Origin of the sequence: Pseudomonas sp. S07E 245 (genome assembly GCF_019599025.1) — a bacterium.
GTDB classification, from domain to species: domain Bacteria; phylum Pseudomonadota; class Gammaproteobacteria; order Pseudomonadales; family Pseudomonadaceae; genus Aquipseudomonas; species Aquipseudomonas shirazensis.
Map to the genome: position 1 here is coordinate 4859037 of NZ_CP080625.1, position 26521 is coordinate 4885557.

19 protein-coding genes and 2 tRNA genes are annotated in these 26521 nt (G+C 61.7%); 12 read left to right on the top strand and 9 right to left on the bottom strand.

Going from position 1 to position 26521, the window contains the following annotated elements:
- Positions 1–18: 18 nt before the first annotated feature.
- The 7 genes from K3F44_RS22300 to K3F44_RS22330 form a co-directional block, all read right to left on the bottom strand.
- Positions 19–291 (bottom strand): MoaD/ThiS family protein, encoded by a 273-nt coding sequence (locus tag K3F44_RS22300; RefSeq protein ID WP_101315935.1) that lies wholly within the window; start codon positions 289–291, stop codon positions 19–21.
- Positions 292–344: 53 nt separating this feature from the next.
- A complete protein-coding gene (locus K3F44_RS22305) occupies positions 345–755 on the bottom strand; it encodes a Mov34/MPN/PAD-1 family protein (protein WP_150571127.1) in 411 nt (136 codons plus the stop codon).
- Between the two features lie 10 nt (positions 756–765).
- Entirely contained in the window at positions 766–1941 is a 1176-nt protein-coding gene (moeB, locus tag K3F44_RS22310) for a molybdopterin-synthase adenylyltransferase MoeB (protein ID WP_150571128.1), read from the bottom strand.
- Positions 1942–2119: 178 nt separating this feature from the next.
- Complete coding sequence (locus K3F44_RS22315; RefSeq protein ID WP_220632985.1) at positions 2120–4639, bottom strand: aminotransferase class III-fold pyridoxal phosphate-dependent enzyme; 2520 nt, start codon at positions 4637–4639, stop codon at positions 2120–2122.
- Entirely contained in the window at positions 4639–7014 is a 2376-nt protein-coding gene (locus K3F44_RS22320) for a thiamine pyrophosphate-binding protein (protein ID WP_220632986.1), read from the bottom strand. The genes K3F44_RS22315 and K3F44_RS22320 overlap by 1 nt, the downstream gene beginning before the upstream one ends.
- Positions 7011–8291: an MFS transporter gene (locus K3F44_RS22325; RefSeq protein ID WP_220632987.1), complete on the bottom strand. Its 1281-nt coding sequence runs from the start codon at positions 8289–8291 to the stop codon at positions 7011–7013. The genes K3F44_RS22320 and K3F44_RS22325 overlap by 4 nt, the downstream gene beginning before the upstream one ends.
- A 4-nt stretch (positions 8292–8295) precedes the next feature.
- Positions 8296–9339 (bottom strand): class I SAM-dependent methyltransferase, encoded by a 1044-nt coding sequence (locus K3F44_RS22330; protein WP_220632988.1) that lies wholly within the window; start codon positions 9337–9339, stop codon positions 8296–8298.
- Between the two features lie 220 nt (positions 9340–9559).
- Between K3F44_RS22330 and K3F44_RS22335 the strand changes: the two genes are divergently transcribed.
- The 4 genes from K3F44_RS22335 (at position 9560) to K3F44_RS22350 (ending at position 16242) form a co-directional block, all read left to right on the top strand.
- Positions 9560–10522 (top strand): AraC family transcriptional regulator, encoded by a 963-nt coding sequence (locus K3F44_RS22335; protein WP_220632989.1) that lies wholly within the window; start codon positions 9560–9562, stop codon positions 10520–10522.
- Positions 10523–10666: 144 nt separating this feature from the next.
- A complete protein-coding gene (locus K3F44_RS22340; RefSeq protein ID WP_220632990.1) occupies positions 10667–13792 on the top strand; it encodes a TonB-dependent receptor domain-containing protein in 3126 nt (1041 codons plus the stop codon).
- 58 nt (positions 13793–13850) lie between these two features.
- Positions 13851–14675 (top strand): Slam-dependent surface lipoprotein, encoded by an 825-nt coding sequence (locus K3F44_RS22345; RefSeq protein WP_220632991.1) that lies wholly within the window; start codon positions 13851–13853, stop codon positions 14673–14675.
- A 73-nt stretch (positions 14676–14748) separates the two neighbouring features.
- Entirely contained in the window at positions 14749–16242 is a 1494-nt protein-coding gene (locus K3F44_RS22350; protein WP_220632992.1) for a porin family protein, read from the top strand.
- Between the two features lie 89 nt (positions 16243–16331).
- Here the strand turns inward: K3F44_RS22350 and K3F44_RS22355 are convergent.
- Both K3F44_RS22355 and K3F44_RS22360 read right to left on the bottom strand, forming a co-directional pair.
- Positions 16332–16418 (bottom strand) — tRNA-Leu (locus K3F44_RS22355).
- Between the two features lie 80 nt (positions 16419–16498).
- Positions 16499–16585 (bottom strand) — tRNA-Leu (locus tag K3F44_RS22360).
- Between the two features lie 269 nt (positions 16586–16854).
- Between K3F44_RS22360 and rnr the strand changes: the two genes are divergently transcribed.
- From rnr to K3F44_RS22400, 8 genes are all read left to right on the top strand, one after another.
- Positions 16855–19509 (top strand): ribonuclease R, encoded by a 2655-nt coding sequence (rnr, locus tag K3F44_RS22365; RefSeq protein WP_220632993.1) that lies wholly within the window; start codon positions 16855–16857, stop codon positions 19507–19509.
- Positions 19506–20252, top strand: a complete 747-nt coding sequence (gene rlmB / locus K3F44_RS22370) for a 23S rRNA (guanosine(2251)-2'-O)-methyltransferase RlmB (protein WP_101315960.1) — start codon at positions 19506–19508, stop codon at positions 20250–20252. The genes rnr and rlmB overlap by 4 nt, the downstream gene beginning before the upstream one ends.
- 258 nt (positions 20253–20510) lie before the next feature.
- Positions 20511–20933: a 30S ribosomal protein S6 gene (gene rpsF, locus K3F44_RS22375; RefSeq protein WP_101315962.1), complete on the top strand. Its 423-nt coding sequence runs from the start codon at positions 20511–20513 to the stop codon at positions 20931–20933.
- Positions 20934–20961: 28 nt separating this feature from the next.
- Positions 20962–21192 (top strand): 30S ribosomal protein S18, encoded by a 231-nt coding sequence (gene rpsR, locus K3F44_RS22380; RefSeq protein WP_101315965.1) that lies wholly within the window; start codon positions 20962–20964, stop codon positions 21190–21192.
- Between the two features lie 33 nt (positions 21193–21225).
- Entirely contained in the window at positions 21226–22116 is an 891-nt protein-coding gene (locus K3F44_RS22385; protein ID WP_150571557.1) for a hypothetical protein, read from the top strand.
- A 20-nt stretch (positions 22117–22136) separates the two neighbouring features.
- Positions 22137–22583 (top strand): 50S ribosomal protein L9, encoded by a 447-nt coding sequence (gene rplI, locus K3F44_RS22390; protein WP_101315969.1) that lies wholly within the window; start codon positions 22137–22139, stop codon positions 22581–22583.
- A 111-nt stretch (positions 22584–22694) separates the two neighbouring features.
- On the top strand, positions 22695–24092 hold the full coding sequence (gene dnaB / locus K3F44_RS22395; protein ID WP_101315971.1) for a replicative DNA helicase: 1398 nt from the start codon (positions 22695–22697) through the stop codon (positions 24090–24092).
- 129 nt (positions 24093–24221) lie between these two features.
- Positions 24222–26519 carry a YgiQ family radical SAM protein gene (locus K3F44_RS22400; protein ID WP_101315973.1) on the top strand — a complete coding sequence of 766 codons (2298 nt, stop codon included), beginning with the start codon at positions 24222–24224 and terminating at the stop codon, positions 26517–26519.
- The last annotated feature ends 2 nt before the right edge of the window (positions 26520–26521 follow it).

Genomic DNA, 26521 nt, shown 5'->3' on the forward strand with positions numbered 1-26521 from the left:
TGCGTGCTGGGGCCGATTTCAGCCGCCGGCCACGGCCGGCAGCACGGTAAGGCGGTCGCCTGCGGCGATCACTGTGGCGAGGCCGTCGGCGAAGCGGATGTCGTCATCGTTGACGTAGATATTGACGAAGCGGTGCACTTGGTCGTCGTGCACCAGGCGTCCCTTGATGCCTGGGTAACGTTGGTCGAGCTGGTCGATCAGCTGGCGCACTGTCTCGCCTTGCGCTTCGACTTTTTTCTGGCCTTCGGTAAGGGGACGCAGCAGGGTTGGGACCATGACTGAAACCGACATGTGACTCTCCTTGAAAGGGTGCTGTTGGGTCAGCCGTGTGTGGCTGACCAGGTTCATTCCTGGATGGCCAGGTGTTCTTCGAAAACCCGCCCGGCGACGATGCGAAAGCTGCGCAGTGCGTGCCTGGCTGCGGGCCAGGTCGAGACGATCAGGTAGTGCAGCTCAGGGTCGCTGGCGTGGGCGATGTCATCGCGGCTCGGCCAGGCTTCGCTGGCCGTGTGCGAGTGGTAGATCACCCGGCATTCCTCATCACGCTCGTCGAGTTCGCTCCAGACCCGCAGTTGCTCGCGCGAGTCGAAGCTGAACCAGGTCGGCGAGGCCGCCTGATTGCGCATCGCGACAACGCGATGGGCCAGCGCCGAGCCGCTGGCGGCAGCGACCAGGCCGCAAGCCTCGAGCGGGTGTTCGGCAGCGGCGTGGCGGCGGATCTGCTCCAACGCCTCGCGGGTAATGCACAGTGGCATGGCTGCGCCCTCAGTAGCTCGGCAGCGCCGGGTCGACTTCGCGCACCCAGGCCAGTACGCCACCGTCTAGATTGCGCACCTTGTCCAGCCCCAGCTTGCGCAGGTCACTGGACACCGCCTGCGAGCGCACCCCCGATTTGCAGGTGACCACCAGGTCAGTGTCGCGGCCAAAACGCTCGACGATCTGTGCGGCCAGCTCGGCGGTCTTGGGCATCAGCAGGGCGCCGTCGATGTGCACGATGTCCCACTCGGTCTGTTCGCGCACGTCGATGATCACCGGTGCCTTGCCGGCGTCCTTGAGCGACTTCAGTTGCAGGCTGCTGATCAGCGGCACGCTGTAGTCGTGATCAGGCTTTGCCTGACCAAGACCACAGAACGCCTGGTAGTCGCTCAGGGCGGTGACCGCCTGGCGATCACGCAGCGGTCGGATGCGCAGTTCGCGATAGCTCATCTCCAGCGCGTCGTAGACCATCAGGCGGCCCAGCAGCGGCTCGCCGATACCGGTCAGCAGCTTGATCGCCTCAGTACTCATGATTGACGCGATGGCTGCGCAGAGCACGCCGAGCACGCCGCCTTCGGCGCAGGAAGGTGCCAGCTCGGGCGGCGGAGGCGCTGGATACAGGTCGCGGTAGTTGAGCCCACGGCCGTCCGGGGCATCCTCCCAGAACACCGAGGCCTGGCCTTCGAAGCGGAAGATCGAACCCCATACGTAGGGTTTGTTGGCCAGGATGCAGGCATCGTTGACCAGATAGCGCGTGGCGAAGTTGTCGGTACCATCGAGGATCAGGTCATAGCGCGAGAACAACTCGACGGCCATCTCAGGTTCGAGCCGGTCATTGTGGGCAATGACCTTGACCAGCGGGTTGAGCCGGGCAATCGCCTGGCGGGCGCTCTCGACCTTGAGCTCGCCGATGCTGTCGACGGTGTGAATCACCTGGCGTTGCAGGTTGGATTCGTCGACCCGGTCGAAATCGATCACGCCCAGGGTGCCAATGCCGGCAGCAGCCAGATAGAGCAGAGTCGGCGAGCCCAGGCCGCCGGCACCGATCACCAGCACCTTGGCGTTTTTCAAGCGGCGCTGGCCGATCACTCCGAGGTTGGGGATCAGCAGATGACGGCTGTAGCGGTTGATTTCTTCACGCGTGAGCTCGGCACCGGGCTCGACCAGCGGCGGTAGGGTGGTCATATCGCTTTCTTCCATTCAGTAGATACGAACTGGAACCATTTTCAATTGTGTCGGAGGTGGATTCAATCCACTCAAGGAGGGCTTTTGTATGAGCCTGGGTGAAAAACCTATGCAGAGTGCTGAAGCGCTGCGGCGGCCGCCTGCGCACCTGCTGTGCACTGCGGCCGCCGCGCCTGATTCATGACTCGAAGGTCGCCAGGTCGGCGCAGCTGCTGGCAAACGCCTGCAGGAAACCCTCTGCTTCAGCCATGCTCAATACCAGCGGAGGCTGGATGCGCATCACCCGGTTGTTGTTGGCGGTGACGAAGGTGAGGATGCCGTGTTCCTCTGAGAGTTTGGTCATCAGGCGCAGTACGAACATGTCTTCCAGGCTCTGCTCGAGCTCGACCATGGCCGCCTGCAGATGCTGGCGAGCCTTGCTCGAAAGCATGCGGTAGATGGCCGCCGGCTGCCCCGGAATCCGCCCTGCCATCTCCCTGACCAGTGCCTCGATGGCGCCGCTCATGTCGTTGTGAAACTCGATCGCCAGCATCAGCCCGCGGCCGCGCACCGCCTTGATGAACGGGTAGCGCGCGGCCACCTGCTGCAAGCCTTGCTGCAGGTGCGCGCCGACCCGTGCGGCATTGCCGGTGAGGTCCTCCTGCTCGTGCACATCCAGCGCCGCCAGTGCCGCGGCTGCCGCGAAGTTGTTGCCGCCGAAGGTCGAGGTGTGCAGGGCGAAGGTATCGATGTCGCCATAGGCGCGGCGCCACACCGCCGCGCTGGCCAACGTCGCGCCGATCGGGACGAGGCCGCCGGACAGCGACTTGGACAGCACCATGATGTCTGGCGCAGTAGCCTCCCAGTCGCAGGCGAAACGTTTGCCGGTGCGGCCCAGACCGGTCTGGATCTCGTCCAGAATCCACAGGCAGTCGAACTCGTCGCACAGTGCACGCACCCCGGCCAGATAACCCTCAGGCGGCAGGATCACGCCCCCTTCACCCTGAATCGGCTCACAGATGAAGGCCGCGACGTCGCCCTTGGCCAGCCGCTCGCGCAGGGCTGGCAGGTCACCGAACGGCAGGCTGTCGCAACGTGGCAACAACGGTTCGAACGGCGTACGGTGCTTGGCCCGGCCGGTCACTGACAGCGCGCCGAGGGTCTTGCCGTGGTAGCCGTTGTCGCAATACACCACGCAGCGCTTGTCGCTGGCTGCCAGGGCCAGCTTGAGGGCGGCCTCGACCGCTTCGGTGCCGGAGTTGCTGAAAAACACCCGGCGCAAATCGCCGGGCGCAAGCTCAGCAAGGCGCTTGGCCAGCAGGCTGGTGTGCAGCGGTGCCGACGAATACTGGATGAAGGTTGGGAACTGCTCTTGCAGATAGCGCTGCAGAGCCTGGCTGATCGCTGGATGGTTGTGTCCCGCATTGAGGCAGCCGTAGCCGGCGACGAAGTCCAGGTAGCGGCGACCGTCCAGGTCGGTCAGCCAGCAGCCTTCGCCGTGGCTGAACACCCGTTCGATGTGGTTGAACCGATAGAACTCACGCAGCACCGGATTGATGTGTTCGCCAAAGCTGTTGAGCACTTCCCGGCGCAGGCTCAGTGGGTCATCGCGGCTGTCACTGGCGCGCACCGGCCGCTGGCCATGATGGTGGCGGCGCAGGCGAGCGAAGTCATCGACGCCGAGGGATTCGCCGTCGCTGGCCATCGGCGAAGGCGTGAAACCATGACGCGCGGCGATCTCGCCGATTTCGAGGACCTTGTCCACCGGCAGCTCGCGACCAATCGAGAACGCTTCGGCGCGGCCTTCGAGGGCAAGGATAATGGTTTCGGCCAGGCAGCCGTTCATGCTGCGTTTGGGCTCAAGGCCCATGGTGCGCATGCCTAGATGCACCGCCTGGCTGGCCGAGACCAGACCGCCGTCGACCAGCAGAATGTCGCTGCGGGAATGGGCAACGGTCATGACGTCCTTGGGCAGTGCGGCATCGATCACCACGGAGCCTGGCAGCAGCCGACGCGGGTCGATCAGGCCACCGCTGGAGGTCGCTGCCACGTAGAAACGCACATTCGCATAGCAGTCTTCGACGCTGTCATGCAGGCTGACCTGGGCGTGGTAGCGGGCCGGCAGGAACTCCAACTGTGCCTGTGCCTGGCGCGGGCTACCGCGGTGCACCAGGCGCAACCGGCAGCCTTGCTCGGCAAGCAGGCGTGCCACGGCCAGGGCGATCGAACCGGGGTAGCCGAGGATCGCCACTTCGGCGTTCTCGGCGGCTACGCCGACCAGTTCGAGGCTGTCCAGCAGATTGATGTAGGCGGCGTAGGCAGTCAGCGAATTACCGGTAGTGACAGCTACGTCGGCTTGCTCCATGGTGGCTACGCCGCGGTTGCCGACAATCGCTGTGAAGCCGCCCAGGCCAACCAGCTCGGCGCCTTCGGCCTTGAGCGTATTGACCCCCTGCAGCACCCGTTCGGCGATGGCGCGGGGCTGGCGTAGCATCTGCTCGGCGGTCAATGGCATGAACTGGAGGATCCCCGAGCACTCGGCACCGCTGGCGCTGACGATGCGGCCGAAGTCGACGAACGGCACCAGGTTGCGCTGGCGCCAGCGTGCGCTGCTGTAGCCCCAGGCTTGTTCGCCCAAGGTACGTTCAAGCATGTCGACCAGCTTGACCTGATGCAGCAGGCCGGTGGAGGTGGGGTGAGCAATGAATCCGAATTTCATCAGAGGGTCTCTGTGTTGAGGCGGCTCCAGGCCGTTTCGGAGACCAGGCTCAAGCCATCGCCCTCCGAATTGTGGCCAAGCCAGACGTCGAAGAAGTTGAGCCGGCCAGGGGTGGTGAGGGCCTGGCGCAGGGTGGTCGGGCAGAACTGCAGGAGGCGAGCGCGGCACACGCTGATAGGGCCGAAAGCCTGCTCCTGCCAGAGTGGGCCGTCGGCAACCGGCACATTGACCTGAGCGGCGCCGTGGCAGGCGTAGCGTTTATCCAGGTAGGTCTGGATCATCGACAGCACACCATTGGCCAGGTACATCACGGTGACGTTGCGTTGGCTGCCATCGGCGCTGCTGGCCAAGGACATTGCCAGGCGCTGTTCGATGTCCGGCACCAGTGCCCGCGCGCCGTCGCCGATGAAGGCGAGCACGTGCTGGCGGTTATTGACGGCGATGTAGGGTAGCGACATCAACGCATCGCCCATCAATGCCCGGCCGTACCAACCGGAAAAGCCAGCATCGGTGCGGGGCAGGTTGCGCATCGCCGAGATGCTGCAGCGACCGACGTCATACACGCCGGTGTAGCGATAACCGTCTGCCTCGATCAGTTCGGCCAGCAGCTGGCCAAGCCGGTGAAAGAAGAAGTTCGGCGTCATCGGCAAGGTTTCGATCTGGTCGCTTGGCAGCGCCTCACGGGTGCGTTGCAGCTGTTGCAGGCGCTCGCGCCGGGCCTTGAGCAGCGCTGGCGGGACTGCCAGGTGCTGTTCCAGATAATCAAGCAGGGTGGTCAGCGGCAGGTCCACCGCCAGCTCGGTGAAAGGCGCAATGTGCTCGCGGCGCCGGTTGACCTGAGCGATGTGGAACAGGCGCTTGAGGCGGCCCTCGGAGTAGGGCGTGGCTGACTGGTCGATCTTGCTTTTGATGAAAAACAGCCAGGGCTTGCCATGCTCGGTCTCGGGTTGTTCGAGGAAGGCATGGATGCGCCGGCTGAAGCCGTACATCGACAGCGGGCCAAGATAGTTGAGCACCGGCTCCTGATCGGCATAGGCGGTGACGCTGCCAGGCGCGATGATGCTGTCGGCCAGCGCGATGCCACTGCGTTGGGCCAGGGCCATGACCCGCTGGCGCTCGCACTCGGTCAGCCTGCCGCACTGCCAGAGGATGCCTGCGGGTTCGTTGTTGAGTACCTCGAGCACCTGCGCCAGGGCCGCCTGCTGGCCAGGGTCAAGCGATTGTGCAGGCGTTGCAGTAGCTGCCAGGTGTTGCTGTGGGCCGGTGTCGACTCGCGATTCGAGTACCGCCTGGGTGGCGAACAGGAAGGTCGGCGCGGGTTGCCCGTCAAGCGCGGCAAAGGCGGCCTCAACGCAGCTGCGCGATTGCTCCGGGCGCTGGATGAAACGCTGCCACAGGCCGCGTGCGGCAATCACCTGATGACCGTCGTTGTCGTTGTCCACAGTGCCTTGGAAGGCGTACCAGACGCTTGCCGCCGAGTCGGCGCAGATCACCAGCCCCGGCGCCCCGGCACGCTTGAGGTTGGCGAGCGTGCCGCGCATCTCGTCGAGCATCCCCGAGGTCATCACGATCACGTAGGCACGTCGGTACAGTTGCCAGCCGGCCATGGCGCTGACGGCCAGGGCGTGCTCGTTGCTGGCGGTATGGAAACCACAGCCACTACCCTTGAGCAGCGCGCCCATGGAGTCGATGAAGCCTGCAACCATGGAACCGGTGAAGAAGTGGCAGTCCCATTGCCCGGTCCAGCGTGCGTTCATGCGTTGCTGGATATCCCGGGCCAGTGCCACCGGTTCATTCGATTGCAGTGTGGTGCGGGCCAGCAGGCGGTTGAAGTAGGCGTGTTCAAGGTGATCGACAAACAGCCGCAACAGATCAGCCCGGCGCAGCGCCTGGTCGGCGTGTGGCACCCTCAGCAGGCGGTTGCCGCCAAGCCGGTTGAGCCAGTGGCCAAGATCGTCTGCGTTACACAGCAGCAGCGCAGAGCTGGGCGAACGTTTGGCTTGGGGCTGGGCTGCGAGCAGTTCGAGCAATGGGTCGCTGGCTGGTTGCGGCGCCAGCTGGCGCGTATCGAACAGCACATAATCGCTGTCGCTGGCATGCTCGCTGTGCAGGGCCGAGCGTGCCGCCTCGGCCCTGCCGAATACCTGCAGATCCAGATACAAGCCATGGCTCTCGGCATGCTCGCGAACGTACGCCTGAGCCTGCTCGGCGACCTGCCGGTACAGGCACTGTGGGTCGTTGTCCGGCCATGACTGGCTGGCGGCGGGAGTCTCGTGGCCTAGCCAGTGGTTGAGCCGATCCAGCACAGCTTGCACATCGTCGCGCAGCGCGCTGTCGCCGCTGACCAGGCAGATGCCGACGGTTTGCTGCTTCATGCTTTACCCTCGCTGATGCCGCGAGCCAGGCCCACTGCGGTGTGACGCTCGCTCGCCAGCACAGCGGCGGTGCTGCCGGCGATGCTGTGACGCACCCGCCAGGCCAGCAGCAGCGCCACCAGCAGACCTGCGCTGAGGCAGGCCAGCATGCCGTGCTGGCCCAGCCGATCAAGCAGCAGCCCGGCGGCAACCGGCACAGCCAGACGGCTGATGACAAACAGGCTGGACTGCAGGCCGTAGTCGCTGGCGGTGTTGCCGCGACGGCTGAAGCACAGGGTCAGGCCGAACATCAGCGCGGACACCGCGCCCATGCTTGCCGCGAGCAGCAGCACGCTGGCGGTCAGCCAGGCAGGCCCCAGTCGCAGCCATACGCTGACGGTCAACAGCAGCAGCGCCAGCAGGGCGGCGAGCAGGTAGCACAGGATCGCCCGGGCCGTGCCAAGCACCGGTATCAGCCGGCCAGACAGCAGGCTCGATATGGCGCCCGTGGCGCCGCCGGCGATTCCCACCAGCCAGGCTACCTGTTCCATGGCCATGCCCTGATCAAGCATCAACGGCTTGAGGTACAGCCAGGCGGCGCCGATGAACGGGAACGCGCTGAGCAACACCCAGCTCCATTGGCGTGCACCGGGCTGAGCGAAGAAACTCATCCACTCGGCGACCAGGCCAGGTGGCTCGACAGGTTCGCTGGTAGCCGCCTGTGCCCGTTTGCGCAAGACCAGCAATGGCAGCAGGCCCAGCACCAACGCAGCGGCCATCAACAGAAACGGCGCCTGCCAGCCCAGCCGGGACTGAACCAGCAACATCGCGCCACCACCTACGATTGCGCCGATGAACAATGCCGCCGAGCGAATGCTGCCGGCGCGCAGCTGTTCGCTGCGTGGCAGCCACTGCACGGCCAGGGCGTTCAGCGGGATGTCCATCCAGGTGGCGATGATGCTGATGGCGAAGGTCATGGTGAACAGCGCCAGACGCTGTTCGATCAAGTCATGCCGACCAATCAGCCAATACAGGGCCAGCAGCAGGGCGCCGAGCAACAGCATCCAGTGCACCAAATGTCCGTTTCCCAGGCGCACCCGCTGTACCGGTACGGCGAGCAGGAACTTGAACACTGCCGGCAGCCCAGCCAGTTGAAACAGGCCGATCTCGGTGCCACTCCAGCCGTACTGGCGCATTACCAGCGGCATGCCGAACATCAGGTAGATGCTGGGCACCGCCAGCGCCAGGTTGAGCCAGCCAAACAGCAGTTGCAGGCCGGCGATTCGAGTGCGATTCATCACGTTATCCCTGAGGTCTGCGAGCGATGACGGCGTTCACCGGGGTGACCGGAAAACGCAGCCCGTTGAGTTGCTGTACCGCGCTGAAGCCCTCGGCCTGAAGCAGGTGCGCCATTTCACCCTCGGCCAGTACGTGGCGCCCTTGCAGGCGCATGTGCAGGTAGTACGGCAGGACCTGCGCTGCCGCAGCGCGCTCGCTGGGCACCTCGGCCTGGCAGCACACCAGCAGCCCGCCGGGGCGCAGGGCGGCGTGCAGGCGGCGCAACATGGCGGGCAGGTTGTGGACAAAGTGCAGCACCGACGAGCACCAGATCAGGTCGAAGCCGCTGCCGATGTCGTCGTCGTTGAGGTCGCCGCCAAGTGCCTGCAAACGCTCGCCAAGCCCGGCGCGCTGGATGTTGTCGTCCGCCACGGCGGCCGCCTCGGGGTACTCGAAGACCACTCCGGTCAGGTTCGGCAAGCGTTCGGCGAGTGCGATGGCGACCAGCCCCGGCCCACCGCCGAGGTCAAGCACACGTTCCAACTGGGCGCATTCGGGCAGGCGCTCGATCAGCGCGCAGGCCAACTCGGTGGTAACTGCGCGTTGCTCCTGAGCGATCTGCAGGCGAGCGGCGTTGGCCCAACTGCGAGCGATCGCCTGTGGGCTGGCGGACGGCGTCGCCATACCGCTGCGCAGGTAGTCGCCGAGCTGGCTGCCGGTCTGGCGCAGTACCTGATGGCGGAACAGCAGGGCATCGCCGCAGTAGTCGTCGGCCTCGGCCCGCAGGTGGCGTTCGGCGGTGGGCAGGTTGCGATACAGCGCAGGCTGCTGCTCGTTGCGCTCGAGCAGGCCCTGGCACCACAGCAGCTCCAGCAGATAACTGGTGGCTTGCTGGTCCAGTGCCAGCGCCTCTGCCGTGTGCCGGGCACTGGTGAACTGGCGCAACTGGTCGAACACGCCGTACTCAAGGGCTACCCGCAGGGCATCGGCGCCAAGGCCGCCCAGTTGCAGGTCCCAGCAGGCCTGGAGGGGGTGACTGCTACGCAGGTCCTGGTAGTTGCAAGTCATCGTTCACCCGCTGGGTTGCTCAGGTGTACGCGGCAGCAGTGTGGCTTCGCAGATTGAGGCACGGTAACTCCCTGTAGTGGCCGCTTGTATGAAACGAAACAAGGCATGGCCGAATCACTGATAAAGGTGATATATATTAAATGAGAATCATTCAGTATAAGTATGCGAGTCGGAGCCGTTCCTATGCGACGCGAGCTCGCGGACCTTCAGGGAAGTCAGCATGAGCACATTGAAAGGGAGTTGCCGTCTCGGTCTGGATCAAGCGCGCGAGCGCAGCGTGTTGGCTGATGGGCGCCTGCGCATGCAGCTGAGCGAGGACCTTGGCCAGTGCCACTCCGAGCTGTTGCAGTTGGAGCGGGGCCTGTCACTGGGGCGCTTGCATTACCACCCGCTGCGCCCCTTGATCGAAGAGACCTGCGGCCCGCATGACGGCCATGTGATGGTGGTGACGATTGGCTTGCAGGGTAAATCGGGGTTCACTGGCAAGGATGGCAACCACCTCGCTTTCGAGGCTGGCCACACCACCATCACGGCGTTCAAGGCGACCCCCGGCGAGCGCCGCTATCAGGCCAATCAAACCGCCTCGCAGCTGCGCCTGGTGATCGATGAGCAGACCCTGTGCAAGTACGTCGGCGAGGAGCGGGCGGCGCAGGTGCTGGGTACCGGGCATCTGCATCGCCTCGACTTTCGCCCAAACTCGCAAGCCGCGCAGGCGCATGCCGCGGCGTTGGTGCGCTACCTGCAGCCAGGCCTGCTGAACCCGGCCAACCGCCTTGATCTGCACATCCATACGCTGAGTCTGTTGGCCGAACAGTTCAATCTGCTGGCGCCGCAGGACAGCATCAGCTCGGCGCTGAGCAGCAGCGACGTCGAGCGCATCGAGCGTGCGCGCAACCTGCTCTGCGAGCAGTTGCATCAGCCTCTGACGGTCGAGTACTTGGCCACGGCGGTGGGGATGAACGAGCACAAGCTCAAGGAGGGTTTTCGTCACCTGTTCGACTCGACCCCGGCGCGCATGCTCCTGGACATGCGCATGCGCAAGGCGATGACCCTGCTCGAGTCCGGCCAGCAAGTGGCCCAGGCCGCCTGGCAGGTGGGCTACAAATATCCGAACAATTTCACCGTGGCTTTTACCCGCTACTTCGGCCGGGCGCCGAAGTCGATTTTCGGCAAGAAGCGCTAGCGACGTGGTCGGGCTGTGCGCATAGATTTTTGTTGTTTTCGCATATCAATCTAAACGAGATTCATTTGCATTTATCGTTAGTATCACTGCGCCGCGATTCAGCGGCCATGAAACTGCCATGTCACGATAAATACAGGTCTCGCCATGTCTTTGCTCACCCCACCGCCATCGCCAATGCGCCTCAAGCCGTTGGCGTGGTCGATCCTGCTGACACTGTCCAGCCCAGCAGCACTGGGCGAGGAAAACGCCCCGGGAGCTCAGGCGTCCGCGCCGAATATGGGCGCCATCGAGATCGAGCTGCCGGCAGGTTTCGAGGATGAGCTGAGCAGGCCAGGTACTTCGCAGCAGGGCCTGCAGGTGCTGGAAGCGTTGGAGGTCAAAGGTGAATGGGAGGACCAGACCGAGAAGGGCGAGAACGACGTTTACCGCAAGGACGTCTCCAACGTTTATGTCGGCAAGGAAGATATCGAGCGCTACAAGGGCACCAGTGTTGGTGACCTGTTCAAGGGCTTGAATGGCGTCTACAGCGGCGAGTCACGCAACAGCGGCGCGCTTGATCCGAACATTCGCGGCATCCAGGGCGAAGGGCGGATCCCGGTTACCGTGGATGGTACCGAGCAATCGACCTCTGTGTGGCTGGGCTCGGCAGGGGTCTCCAACCGCAACTACGTCGATCCGAACATGATCGGCGGCATCTCGGTGGAGAAAGGGCCATCGCTGACCGCTGGGGTCAAGAGTGGCATCGGTGGCTCGGTGGAGATCCGCACGCTGGACGCCGAGGATATCGTCCGGCCAGGCGAGACCTACGGGCTCGAGCTCAAGAGCGAAACCGCAAGCAATTCGGTAGCGCCCAATGAAGACGGCATGCGCAGCTTCGGCCGCGACTACCGCGATATCGAAGGCGCGTATACCGGCGGCACTTCCGTTTATTTCGCCAATGGCGGCGGTACCCGTTACACCCCGCATACCGACTCCCGGTCGGATGACTTCGACTTCGAGGACAATGCCTACCGCATTGCCGCCGCGACCCGCCAGGACAATTTCGACCTGCTTGGCGCTTACAGCTATCGCAAAAAGGGGAACTATTTCAGCGGCAAGAAGGGCAGCAAGCGTTACGAATCCGAAAGCGGTTATGAGGGCGTTACAGCGGAGAATACGCCGGTAGTGGGCGACACCTCCGCCAACTACCTGGCCAGCTTCTACAACCCGGGTGGCGAGGTAGCGGGCACGTCCAACGAGATGCGCACCACGCTGCTCAAGGGCACGCTGTACTTGCCTGATGAGCAGCGCATCAAACTCTCTTACATGCACAGCGATCTCGAGTTTGGCGAAACCATCCCTTACATGATCAACGAGGTCATCAAGCAGGTCCCCAGTGGCAGCAATTTTGGGTTTCAGCTGCCGTACAGTGAAGTCAAGCAAGACACGTTTTCAATCAATTACAGCTGGAGCCCTGAAGATAATCGCTGGGTCGACCTCCAGGCTGGTTTCTGGCTGACCAAGAGTGACTCCAAGCGCTACCAGAATGGCGAGCAGATATATGCCATCAATGGTATTGACGGTAGGGGCGATGCCGCCTGGGACAACTATGTGCAGTGTCGCTACAGTCTGTTCGGCTGCAATGGCGATAGCGCCATGCCGGACAAGTTAGCCAACACCGACGGGCGCTTCAACTTGTTCTCGCGCGCGCTGCAAGTGACCCAGCACGACCGTTGGGGGGTGACACTGGGTAATAAAATGCAATTGACAGACAGTTGGATGCTGACGCTGTCCGGGGACTTCAGCAAAGAAAAGCTGGAGCAGGGCAACAATCTCGATCAAGAGAGTGGTGGTGTGGTTGCCTACGCCATCAACTACTTGGGGCCGCGCGGCGGCAGGCGGGAGCAGTATAACTTTAGTTTTAATAACGAGTGGGCTGCAACGCCGTGGTTGACGTTTACGGCGGGGGCGCGTTACAGCGATTACAACTCGTTCGATACGACGCTGGATGAGAATCGCAAAGGGCAAGTTGAAGGTTGGGGTGTTAACAGTTATCAGACCATCCGTGACTTTGGATATGTCAAGCTGCTCAGCGACGAAGAGGCCAAAAATTATGAAGCCTCGGTGAGGGACATGGTGGAGAGTTGGGGGTTGGACAACCCAGCTGAAATTGAGGAAGCTGTTGCCGGCGAACTGGCGAATGCTACTGTAGATGGAGTTTATTACGGTCCCGTCGAGGTGGCGCAGGTTCCGCTCAAAGGCACGCGGTTGGACAGCAGTGCAAATCCATTCACCAACGGCACCATTAACTTTAGTGAACAGGTAGCCAATGCTCAAGGCAGTGGCCGCACGGTTGCCCGTTATTTGAAAGCACCCTCAAGCGGTGGGGTATACCAGCAGATACCCGAGGATGAGCGTTGGGCCAAGCCGAAGAAACGCAGAGACAGCGCTTGGGCGCCGATGGCAGGGGTGACCCTCAAGCTGAGTGACAGTGCCAGGGTGTACGCAAGGTATGTCGAGTTCATTCGCTTTCCCACAATCTACGAAGACACTCAAGCGTTCTCGGGTAGCCGTTCAAGCATCACTTCCAATCAGCCGAGTCCAGAACATGCGTATAACTGGGAAGTCGGTTACGTTCAGGACCTGCTAGGGTTTGTACCCGAGTGGAGGAACGCGGATTTTCGCATCAATTATTACAAGAGTGAGATCAAGGATTATATCGACAGGGATTTTTCCTACAATATTATCCAGTACGAAAAAAAGCTGCTGTCAGGTATCGAGTTGCAAACACGCTTTGATACCGGTAAGTATTTCAGCAGTTTTGGTGCCAGCTATCGACTGGATCAGCGCCTGTGCGACAAAGACATGGCCAGCACCGTTGATCCCTATTATGGGCGGGTCAAGGAGTGTGTAACCGGTGGCTTCCCGACGACGTTCTCCAGGACCAGCTTGCAGCCTCACTATTCTTTGAACCTGGACAGCGGCATGCGCCTGTTCGATGAGCGCCTGGAGATCGGCGCACGCATGGTCTATCACAGCAGCGCGAAGAACAAGGAAGAGGCTAAGTGGATCAAGCAGAATCTTGATATGGTCAAAGGCATCAATCAGCCTTACGAGTGGCACCCTATTTGGGTATTCGATACGTATGCGACGCTGCATATCAATAAGAATATTGATGTCGACTTCGGCGTCAACAATATAACCAATCGATATTATCTTGACCCGTTGGCGCGCACGGTCATGCCAGCGCCCGGGCGCACGCTCAAGATGGGGCTGACTGCACGTTTCTAGATTTTTTGCTGTTTTTTGTAAAACAGCGTTGTTCATAAACTATGACAAGGAGAGTGTTGTGAAAAAACTATTTGTAATGACAGCGTTGTCGTTGGTGACCTCCGGTGCATTTGCCGCTACGGTCAGCGGTGGTTCCTCTTCGACTTATGTGCAGGCACTGCCTTCGAACTTGATGGCAGTAGGCACAGCGGGTATCGCTATGCCAACGGTAGCCGGCGCTACCGCGAGCACCTCAGCCGTTGTCAGCTTCAAGGCAGGGCCTATTGCTCAAACCAATGCGCTTCTCAGCGGCTATGGCACCACCTCGGCGCTCATCACCAACCCCGGTACAGGCGTAATTACCTCGCAGACCTGGAAAAACAAGGCTGCCTACAATACCGAGGTTTATGCCTATCGCCAGATCGCAGCGCCGTCCCCCGGCTTCCCGCAATTCGGCGGTGAAGTCATCGCCAAGGTATCGGGTGCCGAGGTGTACTTCGGCGAGTGGGCGCCAGCCAAGAGCGGTACCCAGCCGACCAACAGCACTGACCTGAACCTGTCGCATGCCAACCGTACGGTCTGGTTCGTTGGCGAAAATCCAACTACCAGCATGCCGGCCTTGGTCAATGCCAAGTACAACGTCGTGGGCATCAACCAGTACAACCCAGGTACGGCCGCCGGCGTGACCAGTGGTGTGCTGACCGCCAACTATGGCGGCGGCTCCGGCACGCTGGCGGGTAGCGTAGGATCTATCAACTTCGCGGGCACTACCATCGCAGCCAATGGGTCATTCGCTCGTTCCAATCAGATCAAAGGCCAGTTCTACGGCAACAACGCCGAGGCCCTGGCGGGTATCTACACCAGCGGCACCACCAAAGTCGCCTTCGGCGGCGCCAAGCAGTAATACCCCTGTGCAACGGAGGGGGCGCTGCGGCGCCTGCCTCCCACTTTTTGTCCCTGTCTCTGGATCGATCACCATGCTGCCGTCCATGCGGGTGCACGTCGCCCTGCTGTGTCTCTCGACCTTGTTCTCCCCCGTACTGCTGGCCGACGATGACGACACCCGTCTGCTGCTGAACAAGATTGACCGCCGCGCCGAGGCGCGGGAGCGGGCCAACCTGGGCGCACCGGACCCGGCCGAGAATGACGCATCCTTGATCACCATCGAGGGGCAGACGTACAACGTGCAGAACAGCCTCGCAGACCTCGGCCCGGCTATCTATGTGTCGATCAACCTGCAGCAGTGGAGCAAGGTGCGCCAGTTTGTCGAGCGCTACCGGCAACTGCCCGGGCACGAACAGGCATTGGTGGAAATGGCCGAAGGCCTGATCGATCGCCAGGGGCGCAAGTACAAACAGGCGATCGCTCACCTGCGCCGCGCCGATCAACTGCAGCCCGGCTTCGTCCGTGCCCGTCTGGAGCTGGCGCGTACGCTGTTCGAAGACAACCAGACCGCTGAAGCCGAAGCGTTGTTCGCTGAGGTCGCCAGTGCTGAAGTGCCCGATGCGGTGCTCGAAGTGCTTGGTCAGTACCGCAGTGCCATCGACAGCCGGCGCGAGTGGCACGGCTCGGCATCGCTGGGGTTTGGCTACAACAGCAATATCAACCAGGGCAATGGCATGCTCACCACCACCCAGGTGTGCACGATTTTCTTCGAGTGCTTTGATTACTCACGGCAGATGCCCAAGCCGATCAAGTCAGCCAGCACGGTCTATGACGTGGCTGCCGAGCGGCGCTTTCAGCTGGCTGGTAATCACCACCTGCTGGTGCGCGGGCTGAGCTATGGCAACAGCTATGACAAACATAGCGAAACGCAGGAGAACCAGACCTGGTACGACGACAACACCAGCGTGCTCTACGCCGGCTACAACTTTCAGAGCGCGCTCAACGATGTGTCGCTGACGCCGTTGTTCGAAAACTACTACAGCGACCACCACACCAAGTACCAGGCCAGCGGCGTACGCGGCGAATGGAAGCACAACCTGAGCAACCGTCTGCAGCTCAGCCTGCAGCTGCAGAACAAGTACTTTCGCTTTCAGGGTGAGCAACGCGATTATTTCGATGACTACGACGAGCGGCAGGTCGGTACTTCGCTGTCGTACATGCTCGATCCACGGACCCTGGTATTTACCGGAGTGACCTATACCCGGCGCAGCCAGGACGCCGCCAGTGCCAGCAATCGCGAGTACCTGGCCAGCCTCGGCGCCTATCACAGCTTTGATGCCGGGCTGAATCTGAGCGTCGTCGGTCTCTACCGCAAGACCCGCTACGACCAGCCCGATGCGTTTCTCGGCGGCTTGCGCAAGGATCGCCAGCAGATCTATATCGCCACGCTCAGCGTGCCGCGGCTGGCGTTCGCTGGCGTGGTACCGAGCCTGTACGCCAAACGCACGGTGACTGACAGCAGCATCGACTGGGCCTATGCCTATCGCCAGACCGAAGTGGCGCTGAAATTCGAGAAGAGTTTTTGAAGGAGGAGGGCTGCTCAGGCCGGTCATGGCGGGGCATACCAAATCGCAGGCAAGAAAAAACCCACTAGCAAGCTAGTGGGTTTTTAATTTGGTGCCCAGGAGAAGACTCGAACTTCCACGACCTTGCGGTCACTGATACCTGAAACCAGCGCGTCTACCAATTCCGCCACCTGGGCAAAGCTTTACATCTACAGCGTACTGCGATGAATCTCTTGCTGAATCACAGACAGACCTGCTATCTATGCTTCGAAATATTTGGTGCCCAGGAGAAGACTCGAACTTCCACGACCTTGCGGTCACTGATACCTGAAACCAGCGCGTCTACCAATTCCGCCACCTGGGCACACTGTCAAGATTAGAGGATGCTTTACAACATCGCTTATCTCAACTACAACGGCGGTGTCCGTCGTTGTGGTGCGCACTATACGGACGCCATTGGGGGCTGTAAAGCCCTCGTATCAAAAAAAAAGTAAAAAACTCAACACGTTGATTCTGTTGAGCTTCCCTCGCCAACAAGACTGTCAGACGGGGGCTGTCCAACGACGACATTTCCGGTTTCAATAGGCCTATGCCAAACTTCTACTCTATATATACCAAGGTGAACCCCTCCTGATGGCCGATTGGCAATCCCTCGATCCAGAGGCCGCTCGCGAAGCGGATAAATACGACAACCCTATTCCCAGCCGTGAGCTGATCCTGCAGCGCCTTGCCGATCGTGGCGAGCCAGCCGCGCGCGAGGAGCTGGCCGCAGAGTTCGGCCTGCTCGAAGAAGACCAGATCGAAGCCCTGCGCCGCCGCCTGCGCGCCATGGAACGTGACGGTCAGCTGATCTATACCCGGCGTGGCACCTATGCCCCGGTAGACAAACTGGACCTGATCTGCGGCCGCGTGTCTGGCCATCGCGATGGTTTCGGCTTCCTCATCCCGGATGATGGCAGCGCTGACCTGTTCCTCAGCCCGTCGCAGATGCGTCTGGCGTTCGACGGTGACCGTGCCCTGGCACGGGTTTCCGGTACTGACCGTCGTGGTCGCCGCGAAGGTGTGCTGGTCGAGATCATCTCCCGCGCCCATGAGAGCGTGGTTGGCCGTTACTTCGAAGAAGGCGGCATCGGCTACGTAACCCCGGACAACCCGAAGATCCAGCAGGAAGTGCTGGTCACTGCCGGGCGTAACGGTGGCGCCAAGATTGGCCAGTTCGTCGAAATCAAAATCACCCACTGGCCAACGCCGCGGTTCCAGCCGCAGGGTGATGTGGTCGAGGTGATCGGCAACTACATGGCGCCGGGCATGGAAATCGACGTTGCCCTGCGTAGCTATGACATCCCGCACGTGTGGCCGCAGGAAGTGGTCAAGGAAGCGCGCAAGTTCCGCTCCGAAGTCGAAGAAAAGGACAAGGAACGGCGCATCGACCTGCGTCACCTGCCGTTCGTCACTATCGACGGCGAAGACGCCCGTGACTTCGACGACGCCGTCTATTGCGAGCCGCAAGGCAAGCTGCGGCTGTTCTCCGGCGGCTGGCGCCTGTACGTGGCGATTGCCGACGTGTCCAGCTACGTGCGCCTGGGCTCGGCCCTGGATATGGAAGCGCAGCAACGCGGCAACTCGGTGTATTTCCCTGAGCGGGTGATCCCGATGCTGCCCGAGGAGCTGTCCAACGGCCTGTGCTCGTTGAATCCGCACGTCGATCGCCTGGCCATGGTCTGTGAAATGACCATCAACAAGTCCGGGCAGATGGTCGACTACCAGTTCTGCGAGGCGGTGATCCACTCCCATGCACGCCTGACCTACAACAAGGTCAGCAGCATGCTCGAGCACTCGCGTACCCGTGAAGGCAAGGCTCTGCGCGATGAGTACAGCGAAGTCGTGCCACACCTGAAGAACCTGCACGCCCTGTACAAGGTCCTGCTGGCGGCGCGCCATACCCGTGGCGCGATCGACTTCGAGACCCAGGAAACCCGGATCATCTTCGGTGATAACCGCAAGATCGAAGAAATTCGCCCGACCGTACGTAACGAAGCGCACAAGCTGATCGAAGAGTGCATGCTCGCGGCCAACGTTGCGACCGCTGCGTTCATGCAGAAGCACGAAGTGCCGTCGTTGTACCGTGTGCACGACGGCCCGCCACCGGAGCGTCTGGAAAAACTGCGCGCCTTCCTCGGCGAGCTGGGCTTGTCGCTGCACAAGGGCAAGGAGCCTTCGCCGAAGGACTATCAGGCCCTGCTGGCGAGCATTTCCGGGCGTCCGGACTTCCACCTGATCCAGACGGTGATGCTGCGCTCGTTGAGCCAGGCGGTGTACAGCACCGACAACAATGGCCACTTTGGTCTGAACTACGAAGCGTACACCCACTTCACTTCGCCGATCCGGCGTTACCCGGACCTGCTGGTGCACCGTGCCATTCGCAGCGTGATCCGCTCCAAGATCGACACCCCGCACGTCAAGCGTGCCGGCGCCGTGGCCATCCCCAAAGCGCGCATCTACCCGTACGACGTTGCCACCCTGGAGCAGATGGGCGAGCAGTGCTCGATGACCGAGCGGCGCGCCGACGAGGCCACCCGCGACGTGGTCAACTGGCTCAAGTGCGAGTACATGAAAGACCGCGTGGGCGAAGTCTTCCTGGGCGTGATCACCGCTGTGACCGGTTTTGGTTTGTTCATCGAACTGACCGACATTTACGTCGAAGGTCTGGTCCACGTCAGCGCGCTGCCGGGCGACTACTACCACTACGACGCCGTGCATCATCGCCTGTCGGGCGAACGCACCGGCCGCAGCTTCCGCCTGGGCGACACGGTTGAAGTCAAGGTCATGCGGGTCGATCTCGACGAGCGTAAGATCGACTTCGAAATGTCCGAAGCCACCGTCAATGCGCCGGTTGGCCGCAAGCAACGTGGCGCCGCCGAGACGGCTCCGGCGGGCAAGTCCGCGCCGGCAGGCAAAGGTGCTGGCACGGGCAAGCGTGACGTGAAGCAGGACAGCAAGCGCGAGGCCACGTCGCAAGCCAAGCCAGAAGCCAAGGCCGAGCCAGCACCGCGTCGGCGCAAGAATGAAAGTTCGGATGCCTACTTCCCGAGCGATGCCGTGCAGCGCAACGCCGAAGTCCGCAAGAGCCGTGAAGTGAAAAAAGCGCTGATGGGCGAAGCCCGCAATGCGCCGACGGCAAGCAAGTCCGGCAAAAGTTCGAGCAAGTCCGCCAGCGACAAGCCAAGCAAACACCGTAAAGGGCCGTCCAAGTCCGGCGCGCCACGCAAGAGCAAGAACAAGTCATGAGTCAGTTGGAAAAAATCTACGGCGTGCACGCCGTGCAGGCGCTGCTGCAGCACCATCCCAAGCGGGTCAAGCAGATCTGGTTGTCGGAAGGGCGCAGTGAGCCGCGTCTGCAAACCCTGCTGGCTCTGGCCGCAGAAAACCGCGTAGCGGTCGGCCAGGCCGAGCGTCGCGAGATGGACGCCTGGGTTGAAGGCGTGCATCAGGGCGTGGTGGCTGAAGTCAGCCCGGCGCAGGTGTGGGGCGAGTTGATGCTCGAGGAGTTGCTCGAGCGCACCGAAACCCCGCCGCTGATTCTCGTGCTCGATGGCGTTACCGACCCGCACAACCTCGGCGCGTGCCTGCGCACCGCCGATGCTGCCGGTGCCACCGCAGTGGTGGTGCCCAAGGACAAGTCGGCGACCCTGACTCCGGCTGTGCGCAAGGTTGCTTGCGGCGCTGCCGAGGTGATCCCGCTGGTCGCCGTGACCAACCTGGCGCGTACCCTGGAGAAGCTCCAGCAGCGCGGCCTGTGGGTGGTCGGCACTGCCGGCGAAGCCGACAAGGAGATCTACCAGCAGGACCTGACCGGTCCGCTGGTGGTGGTCATGGGTGCTGAAGGCAAGGGCATGCGTCGTCTGACCCGTGATCATTGCGACTTCCTCGTGAAGCTGCCGATGGCTGGCAGCGTCAGCAGCCTGAACGTGTCGGTGGCTACCGGTGTGTGCCTGTTCGAAGCCGTACGTCAGCGCCAACTGAAGCGCTGATCCAGTCGTCTGCAGCGATCCCGGCGTAGCTATTTGCCCGCCGGGATCAGTCTGCACCCTGGCGATTTGGGCAGATCCCTGCCGCTGTTCAAATAATCGCCAATCACCTTGCTTGTGCGTCCCGCCTTCTCTACAATTGCGCCCCTTGCCCAGCAGGCAGGCGCGCATGTGCCTTCTGCACAAGGCAAGTCATACAGTGTCATTCACTCCTTGTCTGACCAGATTCCCTGGCAGGCTTATAACCCGTAAGGAGCATTCATGCGTCATTACGAAATCATCTTTCTGGTCCACCCGGATCAGAGCGAGCAAGTCGGCGGCATGGTTGAGCGTTACACCAAGCTGATCGAAGAAGATGGTGGCAAAATCCACCGTCTGGAAGATTGGGGCCGTCGTCAACTGGCCTACGCAATCAACAATGTTCACAAGGCTCACTACGTGATGCTGAACGTTGAGTGCACTGGCAAGGCCCTGGCCGAGCTGGAAGACAACTTCCGTTACAACGATGCCGTGATCCGTAACCTGGTCATCCGTCGCGACGAAGCCGTTACTGGCCCGTCCGAGATGCTCAAGGCCGAAGAGAACCGCAGCGAGCGCCGTGAGCGTCGTGAACGTCCTGAAGCTGATGGCGCCGATGGCGACGACAGCAATGACAGCGACGCCAGCGATAGCGCTGACGAGTAATCCACGGACCTTTTGAGGAGCCTATTACATGGCACGTTTCTTCCGTCGTCGTAAATTCTGCCGCTTCACTGCTGAAGACGTGAAAGAGATCGACTTCAAAGATCTCAACACCCTGAAAGCTTACGTATCCGAAACCGGCAAGATCGTTCCAAGCCGTATCACCGGTACCAAAGCTCGTTATCAGCGTCAGCTGGCTACCGCTATCAAGCGCGCCCGCTTCCTGGCCCTGCTTGCCTACACCGACAGCCACGGCCGCTGAGGCCTGGCTTTCGACAAGTAGCAAGGGATAAGCATGCGAGCGTTGGCTGATTTCATCATGCGCGGTCGCGTGCAGGCCGCTGTAGTAGTGGCCGGTTGTGCGGCATTGCCGCTGTTGTTCTGGTTGTGTGCCGCCGCTGGGAGCCTGGTGTTCCTGCGGCGCGGTTTCAAGGACGCTTCCTCGGTCATCGTCTGGGGCATTTTGCCGGCGTTGGTCTGGTGGGTCTTCGGCGAGCCGCGCACCTTGATGGTGTTGCTGGGTACGCTGGGGTTGGCTGCGCTGTTGCGCGCCGGGCATTCCTGGAACCGGGTGCTGTTGTCCAGCATTGCACTGGGCCTGTTGTATGGCCTGATTCTCAGTTCGGTGTTCCGTGAACCGATTGAAGCTCTGGCGCGAGCGCTTGAAAAAGCCCTGCCGCAGATGCTCGACGGTCTCTACCAGCAGTTATCGGTAGAGGAGCAGGCACGCCTTGGGAGTCTTGTCGTACCGGTGCTCAATGGCCTGATTGCGGCTTTGCTGCAGGTTGTCAGTGTGTTGTCCCTGATGTTGGGGCGCTACTGGCAGGCCTCGTTGTACAACCCGGGAGGTTTCGGCCGCGAGTTTCAAGCGGTACGGATTCCCTTGGTGCCAACGCTGGTATTGCTGGGGTGCATGGTGTTGGGTCCGAACCTCGGTTCTGCCCTGGCGCTGCTCACGCCGCTTTGCAGCGTACCGCTCATGTTTGCCGGGCTTGCCCTGCTGCACGGGTTGGTGGCACAGAAACGTCTGGGCAGATTCTGGCTGGTCGGGTTGTACGTGACGCTGGTGCTGTTCATGCAGCTGACTTATCCGCTGCTCGTGGTCCTGGCCATTGTCGATAGCCTGGTTGATTTTCGCGGTCGCAAGTCGCCTCAGGGTGACGATTCCGCGAACGGTGAAGGTTAAAAGTTAAGAGGTTTTACCAAATGGAACTGATCCTGCTGGAAAAAGTCGCTAACCTGGGCAACCTGGGCGACAAAGTTAAAGTTAAAGCCGGTTACGGCCGTAACTTCCTGCTGCCGTTCGGCAAGGCCACTGTTGCCAATGCCGCCAACGTCGCTGCGTTCGAAGAACGTCGCGCCGAGCTTGAAAAAGCTGCAGCCGACAAGAAATCTTCGGCTGAAAGCCGTGCTGCCCAACTGGCCGAGCTGGAAGTGACTATCACTGCCACCGCTGGCGACGAAGGCAAGCTGTTCGGTTCGATCGGCACCCACGACATCGCTGATGCCCTGACCGCCTCCGGCGTTGAAGTGGCTAAAGCTGAAGTTCGTCTGCCGAACGGCACCATCCGTAACGTTGGCGAATACGACGTAGCCGTGCACCTGCACAGCGACGTTGAAGCCACCGTTCGCGTGGTTGTCGTTGCAGCCTAAGCTGTAGCACTCGGCTGGCTCCCTGTGGGCTAGCCGGTTAACATTGGGCGCGGCTCTGCTTTGCAGGCCGTGCCCTTTGTTTTTCTCATCACCCAGAATTCTATTGTGGCCATGAACGAGATCACCCATCCAGAACAGCTCGACCTGCAAACCGCCGCGCTGAAAGTGCCGCCGCATTCCATCGAGGCCGAACAGGCCGTGCTCGGTGGTCTGATGCTGGACAACGAAGCCTGGGAGCGGGTGCTGGATCAGGTCTCGGATGGCGACTTCTACCGGCATGACCACCGCCTGATCTTCCGTGCCATCCACAAGCTGGTTGACCTCAACCAGCCGTTCGACGTGGTCACCCTGCACGAACAGCTCGACCGCGAAGGCCAGTCGAGCCAGGTCGGCGGCCTGGCGTATCTGGCCGAGCTGGCCAAGAACACCCCGTCGGTTGCCAACATCAAGGCCTATGCGGCGATCATTCGTGAGCGCGCCACGCTGCGCCAGCTGATCAGCATCAGCACCGATATCGCCGACAACGCCTTCAACCCGCAAGGGCGCAACGCCGCTGAGATTCTTGACGATGCCGAGCGGCAGATCTTCCAGATCGCCGAGGCGCGGCCCAAGACCGGCGGCCCGGTCGGGGTCAACGACCTGCTGGCCAAGGCCATCGACCGCATCGACACGCTGTTCAACTCCGACAGCGACATCACCGGTATCTCCACCGGCTATACCGACCTGGACGGCAAGACCAGCGGCCTGCAGGCGGCCGACCTGATCATCGTTGCCGGCCGTCCGTCGATGGGTAAAACCACCTTCGCCATGAACCTGGTGGAAAACGCCGTGCTGCGCAGCGACAAGGCGGTGCTGGTGTTCTCCCTCGAGATGCCAGGCGAATCGCTGATCATGCGGATGCTCTCGTCGTTGGGTCGCATCGACCAGACCAAGGTGCGTTCCGGTCAGCTTGATGATGACGACTGGCCGCGCCTGACCTCCGCAGTCAACCTGCTCAACGACCGCAAGCTGTTCATCGACGATACCGCCGGTATCAGCCCTTCGGAGATGCGCGCGCGGACCCGCCGCCTGGCCCGCGAACACGGCGAGATCGGCATGATCATGGTCGACTACCTGCAGCTGATGCAGATCCCGGGCTCCAGTGGTGACAACCGTACCAACGAGATTTCGGAGATTTCCCGCTCGTTGAAAGCCCTGGCCAAGGAATTCAACTGCCCGGTCATTGCCTTGTCGCAGTTGAACCGCTCGCTGGAACAGCGCCCGAACAAGCGCCCGGTCAACTCCGACTTGCGTGAATCGGGTGCAATCGAGCAGGACGCCGACGTGATCATGTTTGTCTACCGGGATGAGGTCTATCACCCCGAGACCGAGCACAAGGGCGTCGCCGAGATCATCATCGGCAAGCAGCGGAACGGCCCTATCGGGTTTGTCCGCCTGGCGTTCATCGGCAAGTACACCCGCTTCGAGAACCTCGCCCCGGGGGCGTACAACTTCGACGACGACGAGTAACAGCCGGCGGTGCTGCTGCGCCGCCCGAGCCCCTCATCATGAATCCGACCATTACCGTCGGATTTGATCAAAATTTGTGCTATATTCCGCGCCCGCGATTTCCCTGCACACCAAGAACCGGTCACTGACATGCACGCAGCCAAACCACTTTACGACTATCCCAAGTACTGGGCCGAATGCTTCGGGCCAGCGCCTTTCCTGCCGATGAGCAGGGAGGAGATGGATCAGCTCGGCTGGGATTCCTGCGACATCATCATCGTGACCGGTGATGCCTACGTCGACCATCCGTCGTTTGGCATGGCCATCATCGGCCGCCTGCTCGAAGCCCAGGGCTTCCGGGTCGGCATCATTGCCCAGCCGAACTGGCAGTCCAAAGACGACTTCATGAAGCTTGGCGAGCCGAACCTGTTCTTCGGCGTCGCGGCCGGCAACATGGACTCGATGATCAACCGCTACACCGCTGACAAGAAGATGCGCTCCGACGATGCCTACACCCCTGGTGGTCTGGCCGGCAAGCGCCCTGACCGTGCCAGCTTGGTGTACAGCCAGCGCTGCAAGGAAGCCTACAAGCATGTGCCGATCGTGCTCGGCGGCATCGAGGCTTCGCTGCGCCGCATCGCCCACTACGATTACTGGCAGGACAAGGTCCGCCATTCGATCCTGATCGACGCCTGCGCCGACATCCTCCTGTTCGGCAACGCCGAGCGTGCGGTAGTTGAAGTCGCGCAGCGCCTGTCCAACGGCGAAACCATCGAGCAGATCACTGACGTGCGCGGCACCGCCTTCGTACGCCGCGACACCCCGGCCGGCTGGTTCGAAATCGACTCGACGCGCATCGACCGTCCGGGCAAGGTCGACAAGATCATCAACCCGTACGTGAATACTCAAGACACCCAGGCCTGCGCCATCGAGCAAGCCAAGGGCGAGGTCGAAGATCCGAACGAAGCCAAGGTGGTGCAGATCCTCGACAGCCCGGGCATGACCCGCGACAAGACCGTGCTGCGTCTGCCCTCGTTCGAGAAGGTCCGCAATGACCCGGTGCTGTACGCCCATGCCAACCGCGTTCTGCACCTTGAAACCAACCCGGGCAACGCCCGTGCGCTGGTGCAGAAGCACGGCGACGTCGACGTCTGGTTCAACCAGCCGCCGATTCCGATGACCACCGAAGAAATGGACTACGTGTTCGGCATGCCGTATGCCCGTGTGCCGCACCCGGCCTACGGCAAGGAGCGCATCCCGGCCTACGAGATGATTCGCTTCTCGGTGAACATCATGCGTGGCTGCTTTGGCGGCTGCACCTTCTGCTCGATCACCGAGCATGAAGGCCGCATCATCCAGAACCGCTCGCACGAGTCGATCCTCAACGAGATCGAGGAGATGCGTGACAAGGTGCCGGGCTTCACCGGCGTGGTCTCCGACCTTGGCGGGCCGACCGCCAACATGTACCGCATCGCCTGCAAAAGCACCGAGATCGAGAAGCACTGCCGCAAGCCGTCGTGCGTGTTCCCGGGCATCTGCGAGAACCTCAACACCGACCACACTTCGCTGATCGAACTGTACCGCAAGGCCCGTGCCTTGCCGGGGGTGAAGAAGATCCTGATCGCTTCGGGCCTGCGCTACGACCTCGCGGTCGAGTCGCCGGAGTACGTCAAGGAACTGGTTACGCACCACGTCGGCGGTTACCTGAAGATTGCCCCGGAGCACACCGAGCGTGGCCCGCTGGACAAGATGATGAAGCCGGGTATCGGCAGCTACGATCGCTTCAAGCGCATGTTCGAGAAGTACTCGAAAGAAGCGGGCAAAGAGCAGTACCTGATCCCGTACTTCATCGCCGCGCACCCGGGCACCACCGACGAGGACATGATGAACCTCGCCCTGTGGCTCAAGGGCAACGGCTTCCGTGCCGACCAGGTGCAAGCGTTCTACCCGTCGCCAATGGCCTCGGCCACGGCGATGTACCATTCGGGCAAGAACCCGCTGCGCAAGGTCACCTACAAGAGCGAAGGCGTCGAGATCGTCAAGAGCGACGAGCAGCGTCGGCTGCACAAGGCATTCTTGCGCTACCACGACCCGAAAGGCTGGCCGATGCTGCGTGAAGCACTGGAGCGCATGGGCCGCGCCGACCTGATCGGCCCGGGCAAGCACCAGTTGATCCCGCTGCATCAGCCGCAGACCGACGGCTACCAGAGTGCACGGCGCAAGAACTCCACGCCGAGCGGCAGCCACAAGGTCGGCAAGGAACAGAAGATCCTCACTCAGCACTCCGGGTTGCCACCGCGCGCCAGTGACGGCAGCAAGCCGTGGGACAAGCGTGAGAAGGCCAAGGCCGAGGCGTTTGCGCGTAACCAGCAGGCGGCCAAGGAGCGTAAGGAAGCGGCCAAGGGCGGCGGCAAGAAGAAGCCGCGTCAGCCAGCGGTTCCGCGTTGATC

Coding starts and splice junctions, on each gene's coding strand:
- K3F44_RS22300 (WP_101315935.1), bottom strand. CDS start 291: ATGTCGGTTTCAGTCATGGTCCCAACCCTGCTGCGTCCCCTTACCGAA.
- K3F44_RS22305 (WP_150571127.1), bottom strand. CDS start 755: ATGCCACTGTGCATTACCCGCGAGGCGTTGGAGCAGATCCGCCGCCAC.
- moeB (WP_150571128.1), bottom strand. CDS start 1,941: ATGACCACCCTACCGCCGCTGGTCGAGCCCGGTGCCGAGCTCACGCGT.
- K3F44_RS22315 (WP_220632985.1), bottom strand. CDS start 4,639: ATGAAATTCGGATTCATTGCTCACCCCACCTCCACCGGCCTGCTGCAT.
- K3F44_RS22320 (WP_220632986.1), bottom strand. CDS start 7,014: ATGAAGCAGCAAACCGTCGGCATCTGCCTGGTCAGCGGCGACAGCGCG.
- K3F44_RS22325 (WP_220632987.1), bottom strand. CDS start 8,291: ATGAATCGCACTCGAATCGCCGGCCTGCAACTGCTGTTTGGCTGGCTC.
- K3F44_RS22330 (WP_220632988.1), bottom strand. CDS start 9,339: ATGACTTGCAACTACCAGGACCTGCGTAGCAGTCACCCCCTCCAGGCC.
- K3F44_RS22335 (WP_220632989.1), top strand. CDS start 9,560: ATGAGCACATTGAAAGGGAGTTGCCGTCTCGGTCTGGATCAAGCGCGC.
- K3F44_RS22340 (WP_220632990.1), top strand. CDS start 10,667: ATGTCTTTGCTCACCCCACCGCCATCGCCAATGCGCCTCAAGCCGTTG.
- K3F44_RS22350 (WP_220632992.1), top strand. CDS start 14,749: ATGCTGCCGTCCATGCGGGTGCACGTCGCCCTGCTGTGTCTCTCGACC.
- rnr (WP_220632993.1), top strand. CDS start 16,855: ATGGCCGATTGGCAATCCCTCGATCCAGAGGCCGCTCGCGAAGCGGAT.
- rlmB (WP_101315960.1), top strand. CDS start 19,506: ATGAGTCAGTTGGAAAAAATCTACGGCGTGCACGCCGTGCAGGCGCTG.
- rpsF (WP_101315962.1), top strand. CDS start 20,511: ATGCGTCATTACGAAATCATCTTTCTGGTCCACCCGGATCAGAGCGAG.
- rpsR (WP_101315965.1), top strand. CDS start 20,962: ATGGCACGTTTCTTCCGTCGTCGTAAATTCTGCCGCTTCACTGCTGAA.
- K3F44_RS22385 (WP_150571557.1), top strand. CDS start 21,226: ATGCGAGCGTTGGCTGATTTCATCATGCGCGGTCGCGTGCAGGCCGCT.
- rplI (WP_101315969.1), top strand. CDS start 22,137: ATGGAACTGATCCTGCTGGAAAAAGTCGCTAACCTGGGCAACCTGGGC.
- dnaB (WP_101315971.1), top strand. CDS start 22,695: ATGAACGAGATCACCCATCCAGAACAGCTCGACCTGCAAACCGCCGCG.
- K3F44_RS22400 (WP_101315973.1), top strand. CDS start 24,222: ATGCACGCAGCCAAACCACTTTACGACTATCCCAAGTACTGGGCCGAA.